9 protein-coding genes are annotated in these 14,560 nt (G+C 45.4%); all 9 read right to left on the bottom strand.

Translation table 11 applies throughout. The features are described from left to right. Positions 1-7: 7 nt before the first annotated feature. Positions 8-319, bottom strand: coding sequence for a 30S ribosomal protein S10 (gene rpsJ, locus DFP80_RS18460; protein ID WP_012071937.1), 312 nt, complete (start codon positions 317-319; stop codon positions 8-10). A gap of 207 nt (positions 320-526) precedes the next feature. Continuing rightward, positions 527-1,750, bottom strand: coding sequence for an elongation factor Tu (gene tuf, locus DFP80_RS18455; RefSeq protein WP_113918282.1), 1,224 nt, complete (start codon positions 1,748-1,750; stop codon positions 527-529). Positions 1,751-1,785: 35 nt separating this feature from the next. Then, positions 1,786-3,879: an elongation factor G gene (fusA, locus tag DFP80_RS18450; RefSeq protein ID WP_113918281.1), complete on the bottom strand. Its 2,094-nt coding sequence runs from the start codon at positions 3,877-3,879 to the stop codon at positions 1,786-1,788. Between the two features lie 21 nt (positions 3,880-3,900). After that, positions 3,901-4,374, bottom strand: a complete 474-nt coding sequence (rpsG, locus tag DFP80_RS18445) for a 30S ribosomal protein S7 (RefSeq protein ID WP_012071940.1) — start codon at positions 4,372-4,374, stop codon at positions 3,901-3,903. 99 nt (positions 4,375-4,473) lie between these two features. Next, positions 4,474-4,848: a 30S ribosomal protein S12 gene (gene rpsL / locus DFP80_RS18440; protein ID WP_012071941.1), complete on the bottom strand. Its 375-nt coding sequence runs from the start codon at positions 4,846-4,848 to the stop codon at positions 4,474-4,476. Between the two features lie 137 nt (positions 4,849-4,985). Further along, a complete protein-coding gene (gene rpoC / locus DFP80_RS18435; protein WP_113918280.1) occupies positions 4,986-9,188 on the bottom strand; it encodes a DNA-directed RNA polymerase subunit beta' in 4,203 nt (1,400 codons plus the stop codon). 65 nt (positions 9,189-9,253) lie between these two features. Further along, complete coding sequence (gene rpoB, locus DFP80_RS18430) at positions 9,254-13,354, bottom strand: DNA-directed RNA polymerase subunit beta (RefSeq protein WP_113918279.1); 4,101 nt, start codon at positions 13,352-13,354, stop codon at positions 9,254-9,256. A gap of 188 nt (positions 13,355-13,542) precedes the next feature. Beyond that, positions 13,543-13,911 carry a 50S ribosomal protein L7/L12 gene (gene rplL, locus DFP80_RS18425; RefSeq protein ID WP_113918278.1) on the bottom strand — a complete coding sequence of 123 codons (369 nt, stop codon included), beginning with the start codon at positions 13,909-13,911 and terminating at the stop codon, positions 13,543-13,545. A gap of 82 nt (positions 13,912-13,993) precedes the next feature. Beyond that, the gene (rplJ, locus tag DFP80_RS18420) at positions 13,994-14,494 is read right to left on the bottom strand and encodes a 50S ribosomal protein L10 (protein ID WP_113918277.1); all 501 of its coding nucleotides are present in this window, start codon (positions 14,492-14,494) and stop codon (positions 13,994-13,996) included. Positions 14,495-14,560 lie beyond the last annotated feature (66 nt).

Here is a 14,560-nt window from a genome sequence, read left to right as displayed (position 1 = left end):
TGAGCTATTAACCCAAAGAAATTTGTACTTCCACGCCTGCCGCAAGGTCTAGCTTCATTAGAGCATCAACAGTTTTTTCTGTTGGCTCAACGATGTCTAGAACGCGTTTATGTGTACGGATTTCATACTGATCACGCGCATCTTTATTTACGTGTGGAGAAATCAATACTGTATAACGCTCTTTGCGAGTAGGAAGTGGAATCGGTCCACGCACTTGCGCACCTGTACGTTTCGCTGTGTCCACAATTTCTTGTGTTGAAGCATCGATCAGACGATGATCAAACGCTTTCAGACGAATACGGATTTTTTGGCTTTGCATTTCCAACTCCAAATACAATGTTTTAATGACTTAACTGTACATTTATTAAGCCACAATCCTTTTTTAAGGACGGCGAATATTAGCCATTCAAAAACTGGTTGTCAAGTAACCAATTTCCGAACAAACAAAATAAACCATAAAATAAAAAGGCCACCCGATATGCGAGTGGCCTTTTTAAAATCAAAGTAAGCAGATATTACTATCTAATTACTTAAGGATTTTAGCTACAACACCTGCACCAACTGTACGACCACCTTCACGGATCGCGAAACGTAGACCTTCGTCCATCGCGATTGGGTGAATTAGTTCAACAGTCATTTGAATGTTGTCACCAGGCATAACCATTTCTACACCTTCAGGAAGAGAACATGCACCAGTTACGTCAGTTGTACGGAAGTAGAACTGTGGACGGTAGCCTTTGAAGAATGGAGTATGACGACCACCTTCATCTTTACCCAACACGTAAACTTCTGCTTCGAACTCAGTGTGAGGAGTGATAGAACCAGGCTTAGCCAATACTTGACCACGCTGAACGTCTTCACGCTTAGTACCACGTAGAAGAATACCACAGTTCTCACCAGCACGACCTTCGTCTAGAAGCTTACGGAACATCTCAACACCAGTACAAGTTGTTTTGGTAGTATCAACGATACCAACAATTTCAACTTCTTCTTGAATTTTGATGATACCGCGCTCAACACGACCAGTAACAACAGTACCACGACCCTGGATAGAGAATACGTCCTCGATAGGCATGATGAATGCACCGTCGATAGCACGCTCTGGCTCAGGAATGTACTCGTCTAGAGTCTCAACAAGCTTCTTAACAGCTGTTGTACCCATTTCATTGTCGTCTTGGCCGTTCAATGCCATCAATGCAGAACCTGGGATGATTGGAGTATCATCACCTGGGAAGTCGTATTCAGAAAGAAGGTCACGCAATTCCATCTCAACCAACTCTAGCATCTCAGCGTATTCTTCAGAATCCGCACCACCACAATCTTCAGCCAACAAGTCAGACTTGTTCAAGAAAACAACGATGTATGGAACACCTACTTGACGAGAAAGAAGGATGTGCTCACGAGTCTGAGGCATAGGGCCGTCAGTCGCACCACAAACTAGGATTGCGCCATCCATCTGAGCAGCACCAGTGATCATGTTTTTAACATAATCGGCGTGTCCAGGACAGTCTACGTGTGCGTAGTGACGAGTTGGAGAATCATACTCTACGTGAGAAGTAGAGATAGTGATACCACGCTCACGCTCTTCAGGAGCATTATCGATACCGTCAAAAGCAACAGCCGTTCCGCCGAATACTTCTGCACAAACTCGAGTCAATGCTGCAGTCAAAGTTGTTTTACCATGGTCAACGTGACCAATTGTGCCAACGTTAACGTGCGGTTTATTACGTTCAAATTTACTCTTTGCCATGATACATACACCTTAAGAATTAGTAAGTATGATGATTAATCTTCATTTTTGATGATCGCGTCTGCCACACTAGCCGGTGCTTCAGCGTATTTCTCAAACTCCATTGCATAACTTGCACGCCCTTGCGACAAGCTACGCACGTCAGTTGCATATCCGAACATTTCCCCAAGAGGAACTTCAGCACGAATGATTTTCCCTGACGGGGAATCGTCCATCCCCTGAACAACACCACGACGACGATTCAGGTCACCCATCACATCCCCCATGTATTCTTCAGGAGTTACAACTTCCACTTTCATTACAGGTTCAAGAACGCAAGGATCAGCATCCATTGCACCTTTTCTTAGCCCCTGAGAAGCTGCAATTTTAAAGGCCATTTCATTAGAGTCAACATCATGGAATGATCCATCAAACAGCACAACCTTGATACCCAACAATGGGTAACCAGCGACCACGCCATTCTTCATTTGCTCCGAAACACCCTTTTCTACTGCAGGGATGTATTCTTTAGGAATAGCACCACCAACAATCTCGTTAATGAATTCAAGTCCATCTTTATCAGTTGGAATTAACTTCATTACGACGTGACCGTATTGCCCACGACCACCAGATTGACGCACAAATTTGTGATTAACCACCACTTCTTTGCGAATTTTCTCCCGATAGGAAACCTGAGGCTTACCAATGTTCGCCTCCACCTTAAACTCACGACGCATACGGTCAACAAGAATATCAAGGTGCAGCTCACCCATACCGGAAATAATTGTTTGACCCGTCTCCTCGTGTGTCTCCACTCGAAAAGAAGGATCTTCTTGCGCCAATTTACCCAGCGCAACAGCCATCTTATCTTGGTCAGCCTGAGACTTTGGCTCAACAGCAACCGATATAACAGGCTCAGGAAATTCCATACGCTCAAGTACAACAACATCTTTCATATCGCAAAGTGTATCGCCCGTCGTCACATATTTCATGCCCACAACAGCTGCGATGTCACCCGCCAACACTTCTTTGATCTCTTCACGATTATTTGCATGCATCTGAACCATTCGACCAATCCGTTCACGCTTCTGCTTCACAGAATTGTAAACAGCATCCCCCGAACGTAATGCGCCAGAATACACACGAATAAAGGTTAATGTACCAACAAATGGGTCTGTCGCTATCTTAAAGGCTAACGATGAGAACGGATCCTCATCATTAGCACTACGAGTGACAACAGTTTCGCCATCCTCAAGCGTACCTTCAATCGCCTTAACTTCAAGCGGTGAAGGCAAATATTCAACTACAGCATCCAAAACAGCCTGAACGCCTTTATTTTTAAAGGCCGACCCACACGTCACCAAGACAATTTCATTGGACAACGTACGAATTCGCAGACCGCTTTTTATCTCATCAACAGACAACTCACCTTCTTCAAGATATTTATCCATTAATTGATCATTCGCTTCAGCTGCCGCCTCAACCATATGCTCACGCCACTCTTGTGCTTCATCAAGCAAATCAGCAGGAATATCTTCCAAAGTGAAAGTCATCCCATGATCATCTTCGCTCCACACAATCGTTTTCATCAAAACCAAGTCGATTACGCCTCTGAAATCCTCTTCAGCGCCAACATTGATTTGAATAGGAACAGCATTTGCACCAAGACGTGACTCCAGCTGACGAACAACCGAAAAGTAATCCGCCCCCGTACGATCCATCTTATTGACGAAAACCATACGAGGAACTTCATACTTGTTCGCCTGACGCCAAACTGTCTCAGTTTGAGGCTGCACACCCGAAGAACCACAAAGCACAACAACAGCACCATCCAACACACGTAAAGAACGTTCTACTTCAATGGTAAAATCTACGTGCCCGGGCGTATCTATAATATTGACACGATGCTCTTCAAACTGCTTATTCATCCCACTCCAGAAGCATGTCGTTGCCGCTGAAGTTATCGTGATACCACGCTCCTGCTCCTGCTCCATCCAATCCATTGTTGCCGCACCATCGTGCACTTCACCAATTTTATGAGACAGACCAGTGTAAAAAAGAACGCGTTCAGTTGTCGTCGTTTTACCTGCATCAACATGCGCACAAATACCGATATTTCGGTAGCGGTTGATAGGTGTTTTACGTGCCACTGTGAATCCTTCTCTGGATGATTAGAAACGGTAGTGAGAGAATGCTTTGTTAGCTTCTGCCATACGGTGAACGTCTTCACGTTTCTTAACAGCAGAACCTTTGTTTTCAGCAGCATCTAAAATTTCGCCAGCTAGACGCAAAGCCATGGATTTTTCACCACGCTTACGAGAAGCATCAACCAACCAACGCATAGATAAAGCGGCGCGGCGAGCTGGACGAACTTCTACAGGAACTTGGTAAGTCGCACCACCAACACGGCGAGATTTAACCTCAACCATTGGCTGGATAGATTCCAATGCTTTTTCGAAGATGGCCATTGGCTCTTCAGTTTTAGCGCGAGCTGCTACAGTATTTAGCGCATTGTAAACAATACTCTCTGCAACAGACTTTTTACCGCTAACCATTACATGGTTGATAAATTTAGCGAGAATCTGGCTTCCGTGTTTAGGATCCGGAAGGATTTCACGCTTAGCGACGACGCGTCTTCTAGGCATATCTATATCCTCTTCAGGTTCGCCCGAGACAATTTAATTATTGCTCGGCCTTACTGTATTAAAAAATTATGTCTAAACGATGAACTAAGCTTATTTAGCTTACTTCTTAGGACGTTTAGTACCGTATTTAGAACGGCCTTGCTTACGATTTTGTACGCCTGAAGTATCCAAGCTACCACGTACTGTGTGGTAACGAACACCAGGAAGGTCTTTTACACGACCGCCGCGAATCAGCACTACGCTGTGTTCTTGTAGGTTGTGACCTTCACCACCGATGTAGGAAGTAACTTCGAAGCCGTTAGTCAAGCGAACACGACATACTTTACGCAAAGCCGAGTTAGGCTTTTTAGGTGTAGTAGTATATACGCGAGTGCAGACACCGCGGCGTTGCGGACAAGCTTGTAACGCAGGAACGTCACTCTTTGCCACTTTACGTTTACGTGGTTTACGAACCAACTGGTTAACGGTTGCCATTAGACAAGCTCCACAAATCCAATTCTTATGACGGAAATCGCCAAAATTAAGGAGGCGCAAGTTTAATTTGCGCCTATAAAACAGTCAATAGGGAGGCGACTAAAAAATCACCTCCCTTACGATTTAACAGCAAATAACTAGTCTTTCAGTGCGGCACTCAATGCTTCTTCAACATCAGAGGCACTTACTGTCGAACTTCCTTCCTTCGCTGCTAGCGCAAGCTCTTTCTTTCTCTTACGCTCATTGTGGTAAGCCAAACCTGTACCAGCTGGTATCAAGCGACCCACAACAACGTTTTCTTTCAAGCCACGCAAGTGATCTTTCTTACCAGTTACCGCACCTTCCGTAAGAACTCGAGTCGTCTCTTGGAAAGATGCTGCTGATATAAAGGACTCAGTAGCCAAAGAAGCTTTCGTGATACCTAGAAGCACACGCTCAAACTTAGCTGGGAACTTATTCTCAGCTTCCGCTTTTTCGTTTTCATCTAGCAGATGAGTAAACTCAACCTGATCACCTTGAATAAGATCCGTATCACCAGACTCACCAACTTCTACTTTACGCAACATTTGGTTAACGATAACTTCGATATGCTTATCGTTAATAACAACGCCTTGTAAGCGATAAACTTCTTGCACTTCGTTCGTAATGTAGTCAGCCAATGCCTCTACACCTTGAAGGCGCAAAATATCATGCGGGCTCAAAGGACCGTCGGCAATAATCTCACCTTTAGCCACTTCTTCACCGTCAAAGATGTTGATTTGACGCCACTTAGGAATCAAAGTCTCGACTGGGTCATCACCATTTTGAGGGGTGATAACCAAACGAATTTTACCTTTTGTTTCTTTACCGAAGCTAACCACACCGCTCGTCTCCGCCATAACAGCAGGATCTTTCGGACGACGCGCTTCGAATAGGTCTGCCACTCGCGGCAAACCACCGGTAATATCTTTGTTACCAATGGACTCTTGAGGAATACGCGCAAGAACCTCACCAGACTTCACTGTCGCACCATGATCTAAACTCAACAATGCTTTTTCTGGAAGCATGTACTGTACTGGTGAGTCTGTACCAGGAATCAACACAGGGTTACCTTCTGTATCAACAACAGCAATCATTGGACGAAGATCTTTGCCTGCCGCAGGACGGTCACGAATTTCCATAACCTCAATAATAGTCAAGCCCGTCATTTCGTCAGATTGACGACGAATAGTAACGTTCTCTTCCATACCACTAAACTCAAGACGACCTTCCATTTCAGATACGATTGGGTGAGTATGTGGATCCCAGTTTGCTACGATTTGACCCGCCGCAACTTGATCACCTTCACGAACACTCAACACGGCACCATAAGGAAGCTTATAACGCTCTTTCTCACGCCCTGCTTCATCAGCAATCGCCAATTCAGAAGAACGAGATGCAACAACAAGATGCCCTGTGTGGCGCTCGATACTCTTCATCTTATTGAAACGTACCGTACCTGCACTCTTCACCTGAACGCTATCTATAGCAGACGCTCGAGATGCCGCACCACCAATGTGGAAAGTACGCATTGTTAACTGCGTACCTGGCTCACCGATGGACTGTGCTGCAACAACACCAATTGCTTCACCAATATTAACCTGATGACCACGAGCAAGATCACGACCGTAACACTTAGCACACACGCCATGACGCGTATCACAAGTGATAACAGAGCGAATAATCATTTCATCCACACCAGCCGACTCGATAGTACGAACATCATGCTCGTCAATCAAAGTGCCTGCAGCAAGAACGAAATCACCTTTACCGTCAATGACGTCTTGAGCCACTACACGACCCAATACACGATGACCTAGCGGCACAACGACGTCCCCACCTTCAATCATGGCCGCAACGGAAATACCGTTTGTAGAACCACAATCCACTTCAGTGACAACCAAATCCTGCGCTACGTCCACCAGACGACGAGTCAAGTAACCAGAGTTTGCTGTTTTCAAGGCCGTATCAGCTAGACCCTTACGAGCACCGTGAGTAGAGGTAAAGTACTGAAGTACCGACAGACCTTCACGGAAGTTCGCCGTGATCGGCGTCTCGATGATGGAACCATCTGGTTTCGCCATCAAACCACGCATACCACCCAACTGACGCATCTGCGCAACACTACCACGGGCACCAGAGTCGGCCATCATATAAACCGAGTTAAAAGATTGCTGCTCAACCTCTTCGCCCGCCTTATTGACTGTCATCTCTTTTGCCAAGTTTTTCATCATGGCCTCAGTAACCGTTTCGTTAGTACGAGACCATAAATCGATTACTTTGTTGTACTTCTCGCCTTGCGTTACAAGACCATCTGCATACTGGTATTCGATCTCTTTAACTTCAGCCTCAGCTTTAGCAATGATCGCCACTTTCTCTGGCGGAATAACAAAGTCATCAACACCAACAGAAGAGCCAGACGCGGTAGCGTAAGCAAAACCTGTATACATAAGTTGGTCAGCAAAGATACAGCTTTCTTTCAAACCTACTTTACGGTAACACTCATTGATCAAGTTAGAGATCGCTTTCTTCTTCATGGTTTGGTTAACCACGGAGAACGGTAGGCCGTCAGGAACAATATCAAACAACAAAGCACGACCCACAGTCGTATCCGCAATAAAAGTAGACGGCACTTTCTCGCCATCAAGCGTAGTATCAACCTGGCTGATACGTACTTTTACTTTCGCATGCAATTCAACTTGTTTAGCGCCATATGCACGATGTACTTCTTTGATGTCAGAAAACGCCATGCCTTCACCCTTGGCATTGATTTTCTCACGAGTCATGTAGTACAGACCCAATACAACGTCCTGAGAAGGGACGATGATCGGCTCGCCGTTTGCTGGCGATAGGATGTTGTTCGTAGACATCATCAAAGCACGAGCTTCAAGCTGCGCTTCAAGAGTCAACGGAACGTGAACCGCCATTTGGTCACCATCGAAATCGGCGTTATAAGCCGCACACACTAATGGGTGCAACTGAATCGCTTTACCTTCGATCAACATAGGTTCAAACGCTTGGATACCCAAACGGTGAAGTGTTGGCGCACGGTTCAACATCACTGGATGTTCGCGGATAACCTCATCAAGAATATCCCACACTTCAGGTGTTTCACGCTCAACCATTTTCTTCGCTGCTTTGATCGTCGTCGCCATGCCACGAAGCTCAAGCTTAGAGAAAATGAATGGCTTGAATAGCTCAAGTGCCATTTTCTTAGGTAAACCACACTGATGCAGACGCAGTGATGGACCTACTGTGATTACAGAACGACCAGAATAGTCAACACGCTTACCGAGCAAGTTCTGACGGAAACGACCCTGCTTACCTTTGATCATATCAGCCAAAGATTTTAGAGGACGCTTGTTAGAACCAGTAATGGCGCGACCACGACGACCGTTATCAAGCAATGCATCAACAGACTCTTGCAACATACGCTTTTCGTTACGTACGATGATGTCTGGAGCAGAAAGCTCTAACAGGCGTTTTAGACGGTTATTACGGTTAATCACACGACGATAAAGGTCGTTCAAATCAGACGTCGCAAAACGGCCACCCTCAAGAGGTACCAATGGACGAAGATCTGGCGGAAGAACAGGCAATACATCCAGCACCATCCACTCAGGATTGTTACCAGAATGATAGAATGCTTCCACTAACTTAAGACGCTTAGAAAGCTTCTTAATACGCGTTTCAGAATTCGTGCTGTTTAGCTCTTCACGCATACTGTTAATTTCTACAGGCATATCTAGATCGCGAAGTAACATTTGAACCGCTTCAGCACCCATACGGGCATCGAATTCGTCACCGAACTCTTCAAGCGCTTCAAAATACTGCTCATCATTTAGCAACTGCCCTTTATCAAGCGTCGTCATACCTGGATCAATCACGATGAAAGATTCAAAATACAAAACTCGCTCAATATCACGCAGCGTCATATCCATGATAAGACCGATGCGTGATGGTAGAGATTTCAAAAACCAAATGTGAGCAACAGGCGATGCAAGCTCAATGTGACCCATGCGTTCACGACGCACTTTGGACAGAGCCACTTCAACGCCACACTTTTCACAGATAACACCACGGTGTTTCAAACGCTTGTATTTACCACACAAGCATTCATAGTCCTTAATAGGACCAAAGATTTTTGCACAGAACAAGCCGTCACGTTCTGGTTTGAACGTACGGTAGTTGATGGTCTCTGGCTTTTTAACTTCACCATAAGACCATGAACGAATCATATCTGGTGACGCCAAGCCAATGCGGATCGCATCAAACTCGTCAGATTGTCCCTGTGATTTTAGAAGACCTAATAAGTCTTTCATGGATATTCGCCCCACTCGTAAGGCCGGGGAGTCTTGCTCCCCAGCAGGTCAAATGTGATTCGTGCTTATTCGTTTTCTAGCTCGATATCGATACCAAGAGAACGAATCTCTTTCACCAACACGTTGAAGGACTCAGGCATGCCAGGTTCCATACGGTGGTCACCGTCTACAATGTTTTTATACATTTTAGTACGGCCATTCACGTCATCGGACTTAACAGTCAACATTTCTTGAAGTGTGTAGGCAGCACCATATGCTTCTAGTGCCCATACCTCCATCTCCCCGAAACGCTGACCACCGAACTGAGCTTTACCACCCAGCGGCTGCTGAGTAACCAAGCTGTAAGAACCGGTAGAACGTGCGTGCATTTTGTCGTCAACCAAGTGGTTCAACTTAAGCATGTACATATAACCAACGGTTACAGGACGTTCAAAAGCATCACCAGTACGACCGTTAAATAATTTAACTTGGCCGCTTTCGTTGATTCCCGCTAAGCGCAACATACGTTTGATTTCAGACTCTTTTGCACCATCAAAGGCACCAGACGCCATTGGAACACCACCCGTTAGGTTGGATGCCAACGTCAAAATTTCTTCGTCTGTAAAGCTATCTAGATCTTCTGTACGCGCACAACGCAAGTCACCTTCGTAGCCATTGTAGATTTCGCCAAGGAAGCCACGCAGTTCAACAACTGCTTCCGCTTTCTCACGCTCTACCACTAGCATTTCGTTGATCTTACGGCCCAAGCCTTTAGAAGCCGCACCCAAGTGAGTCTCCAAGACCTGACCGACGTTCATACGTGAAGGAACACCTAGTGGGTTCAATACGATATCAACTGGATCACCGTTTTCATCATACGGCATGTCTTCAACCGGCATAATTTTAGAAATTACACCTTTGTTACCATGACGACCGGCCATTTTATCACCTGGCTGGATACGACGCTTGATGGCAACATAAACCTTAACGATTTTAAGAACGCCAGGCGCTAAATCATCACCCGTTTGCAGTTTACGTTTCTTATCTTCGAATTTCGCATCAAGCTCTTTACGGCGCTCAATCAAAGCGGCTTGCGCTTTCTCAAGCTGCTCACTCGCTTCTTCATTAGCAACGCGAATTTTAAACCACTCAGGGTGGTCTAGATTCGCCAAGAACTCTTCCGTAATAATCGCATTGCGAGCCAATCCAGGACCACCTTCCGCTTGCTGACCGATTAGGGCTTCAGCTAGACGTTCGAAAGTCGCTTTTTCAACAATACGGAACTCTTCATTCAAGTCTTTACGAACCTGATCAAGCTGCGATTTTTCAATGAATTTAGCGCGATCATCTTTTTCGATGCCATCACGAGTGAAAACCTGCACATCGATAACAGTACCGCGTGTACCTGTTTTAACACGTTGCGACGTGTCTTTTACGTCGGACGCTTTTTCACCGAAGATAGCACGCAAAAGTTTCTCTTCAGGTGTTAGTTGAGTTTCACCTTTAGGCGTCACTTTACCAACTAGAATATCACCCGGCTCAACTTCTGCACCGATATAAACGATACCAGATTGATCCAACTTAGAAAGCGCACCTTCACCCACATTCGGGATATCGGCAGTGATCTCTTCTGGCCCAAGTTTGGTGTCACGCGCAACACACGTTAACTCTTGGATGTGGATAGAAGTAAATCGATCTTCTTCTACAACACGCTCAGAAACAAGGATGGAATCCTCGAAGTTGAAACCATTCCAAGGCATGAAAGCAATACGCATGTTTTGGCCCAGTGCCAAATCACCCATATCAACAGAAGGGCCATCAGCCATGATGTCGCCAGAAGCAACCCTCTCACCTTTCATAACCAAAGTACGCTGGTTAATACATGTATTCTGGTTAGAACGCACATATTTAGTCAGGTTATAGATATCTACACCTGCCTCACCTGCAATCGTTTCTTCTGAATTCACACGAACAACGATACGGCTCGCATCAACAGACTCAATCACACCGCCGCGGTTAGCAACAATACAAACACCAGAGTCTTTCGCGACATTTTTTTCCATACCCGTACCCACAACAGGCTTATCAGCCTTAAGTGTAGGCACTGCTTGACGTTGCATGTTCGAACCCATCAATGCACGGTTCGCATCATCGTGCTCCAGGAACGGAATCAACGACGCCGCCACAGAAACAACCTGACGAGGAGAAACGTCCATTAGGTTTACTTTTTCTTTTGGAATCAAAGTGGTTTCATGCATATGACGCACCTGAACCAACTCATCCACCAAACGACCTTCCGCATCAACATTCGCAGACGCTTGGGCAATAACGTATTTCGCCTCATCAATAGCAGAGATATAAACTGTTTCATCAGTCATCTTGCCATCAATAATTTTACGGTATGGCGTTTCTAAGAAGCCGTAGCTGTTAGTGCGCGCATAAGTAGAAAGCGAGTTAATTAGACCAATGTTTGGACCTTCAGGCGTTTCGATAGGACAAACACGACCATAGTGAGTAGCGTGTACGTCACGTACTTCAAAACCAGCACGTTCACGTGTAAGACCACCAGGCCCTAACGCTGAAACACGACGCTTATGCGTCACTTCAGAAAGCGGATTGTTTTGGTCCATGAACTGAGACAACTGGCTTGAACCAAAAAACTCCTTGATTGCGGCAGCAACTGGCTTCGCATTCAAAAGGTCTTGTGGCATAAGGCCATCAGCTTCTGCCATTGACAAACGCTCTTTCACTGCACGCTCAACACGAACAAGACCAACACGGAATTGGTTCTCGGCCATTTCACCAACAGAACGAACTCGACGGTTACCCAAGTGATCGATGTCATCAACCATGCCGTTACCGTTACGGATATCAAGCAAAGTTTTTAGAACGGCAACAATGTCATCATTGTCAAGAACGCCAGCACCAGTATCTTCTTCACGACCCAAGCGACGGTTGAACTTCATTCGACCAACGCCAGATAAGTCATAACGATCTTCGGAGAAGAACAAGCCTTGGAATAAGCCTTCAGCCGATTCTTTGGTTGGCGGCTCGCCAGGACGCATCATACGATAGATTTCAACTAGAGCTTCTAGTTGATTACTCGTTGGATCAATACGTAGCGTGTCAGAAATAAACGGGCCATTATCCAAGTCGTTTGTATAAAGCGCTTCAACTTCAGTAATACCGGAAGAAACTAAAGCCTCAAGCAAATCAACAGATAACTCAGTGTTTGCTTCCGCAATCAACTCACCTGTTGAAGGGTGAACCAAGTTTTTCGCCGTTACTTTTCCAAGCATATACTCAAGCGGCACAGACAGACGCTCAAGCCCTGACTTTTCCATCACACGAATATGCTTAGCCGTAATACGACGACCTTCTTCTACGATCAGCTCGCCATTCGCATCAGCAATATTAAATAATGCAGTCTCGCCACGTAGACGATTTGCAATAAGATCCATTTCAAAACCATCACGCTTCAAATAGAAACGTGTAGACTCAAAGAAAGCATCTAGGATTTGCTCTGTACCGTAACCCAAAGCGCGCAACAAAATAGTAGCAGGCAGCTTACGACGACGGTCAATACGAACAAATACGCAATCTTTAGGGTCAAACTCGAAGTCCAACCATGAACCACGGTAAGGAATAATACGAGCAGAATGTAGTAACTTGCCTGAAGAGTGTGTCTTGCCACGGTCGTGGTCGAAAAACACACCAGGAGAGCGGTGCAATTGAGATACAATAACACGCTCAGTCCCATTAATTACAAAGGTACCATTGTCTGTCATAAGCGGAATTTCGCCCATGTAGACTTCTTGCTCGCGAATGTCTTTGATTGCTTTGTTGGACGACTCTTTATCATAAATAATAAGTCGAACACGAACTCGTAAAGGTGCCGCGTAAGTAACACCACGCAACTGACACTCTTTAACATCAAAAACTGGCTTGCCTAAACGGTAATCGACGTATTCTAGCGCCGCATTGCCGGAAAAGCTGACCATTGGAAAGACAGATTTAAAGGCCCCATGCAGACCTAATTCCCCACGCTCTGCAAGGCTTTTACCTTCTTGCAGAAAATTACGGTAGGATTCAAGCTGAATTGCCAGCAAGTATGGCACATCCAAAACGGGCGGCAGTTTACCGAAATCCTTACGGATACGTTTTTTCTCAGTGTATGAGTAAGCCATCAGCATTCCCCAGCTTGTGCACATTGACGCAAAAGGCCCAAATCAGGCCTTACCATTTATGGGAGCATAATCTCCCACGTGAAAATTCTTCTAAGTTTTATTTGAGTTTTAGAAACCCAAAAAGGCCGGCGACAATAATGTCACCAGCCATTTCGACTATTGGTCGAAATCTGGAAATACAAGTATCATTACTTGATTTCGACAGATGCACCAGCAGCTTCAAGCTCAGCTTTAAGCGCGTCAGCGTCTTCTTTAGAAGCGCCTTCTTTAACAGTCATTGGAGCGCCGTCAACGATAGCTTTAGCTTCTTTCAAGCCTAGGCCAGTTGCTGCACGAACTGCTTTAATTACGTTAACTTTCTTATCGCCTGCAGCAGTAAGAACAACGTCAAATTCAGTTTGCGCTTCAGCAGCAGGACCAGCTTCAGCAGCAGGACCAGCAGCAGCAACAGCTGCAGTTACACCGAATTTTTCTTCCATTGCAGAAATTAGTTCAACAACGTCCATCACAGACATTTCTGCTACTGCATTGATGATATCTTCTTTAGTTAGAGCCATGACTCAGATTCCTAGCATTCTTTATAATCACCCAAAGGTGATAAAACAAAATATTTATCAAGAAACGATACGATAACTCGTATTACGCCGCTTCTTGCTCTTTTTGATCGCGAATCGCTGCAAGAGTACGTGCAAGCTTGCTTGTTGCGCCCTGCATAACACTCATCAGTTTCGCAATAGCTTCGTCGTATGTAGGCAATGTTGCCAAACGATCAATGTCGCCAGCTGGGATCAACTCACCGTTGAACGCCAACGCCTTAACTTCAAACTTGTCATTCGCTTTCGCAAAAGTTTTCAACAAACGAGCCGCCGCACCTGGGTGTTCGTTTGAGAAAGCAATTAGCGTAGGACCAACAAAGCTCTCAGCTAGACATTCGAAGTCAGTACCTTCAACTGCACGGCGAGCCAAAGTATTACGTACTACACGTACATAAACTCCAGCTTCACGCGCTTCTTTACGTAGTGCTGTCATGCTGCCCACGGTAACACCGCGAGAATCAGCAACAACCGCAGACAACGCAGTCTTGGCAACTTCGCTAACTTCGGCAACAATGGCTTTTTTGTCTTCTAGACCTAATGCCACTGGTTTTCTCCTGGATTAGCAGAGGTAAATTACCTCTTGTTTTTACCAACTCTTCGATTGCTCGAA

The organism is Marinomonas rhizomae, from assembly GCF_003315485.1.
Classification (GTDB): Bacteria; Pseudomonadota; Gammaproteobacteria; order Pseudomonadales; family Marinomonadaceae; genus Marinomonas; species Marinomonas rhizomae.
This window is presented reverse-complemented; position numbering and strand designations above follow the sequence as displayed.

What these genes read in the sequence shown, in the direction of transcription:
- rpsJ (WP_012071937.1), bottom strand. Translation starts at nt 319, where the DNA reads ATGCAAAGCCAAAAAATCCGTATTCGTCTGAAAGCGTTTGATCATCGT.
- rpsG (WP_012071940.1), bottom strand. Translation starts at nt 4,374, where the DNA reads ATGCCTAGAAGACGCGTCGTCGCTAAGCGTGAAATCCTTCCGGATCCT.
- rpsL (WP_012071941.1), bottom strand. Translation starts at nt 4,848, where the DNA reads ATGGCAACCGTTAACCAGTTGGTTCGTAAACCACGTAAACGTAAAGTG.
- tuf (WP_113918282.1), bottom strand. Translation starts at nt 1,750, where the DNA reads ATGGCAAAGAGTAAATTTGAACGTAATAAACCGCACGTTAACGTTGGC.
- rpoC (WP_113918280.1), bottom strand. Translation starts at nt 9,188, where the DNA reads ATGAAAGACTTATTAGGTCTTCTAAAATCACAGGGACAATCTGACGAG.
- rplL (WP_113918278.1), bottom strand. Translation starts at nt 13,911, where the DNA reads ATGGCTCTAACTAAAGAAGATATCATCAATGCAGTAGCAGAAATGTCT.
- rpoB (WP_113918279.1), bottom strand. Translation starts at nt 13,354, where the DNA reads ATGGCTTACTCATACACTGAGAAAAAACGTATCCGTAAGGATTTCGGT.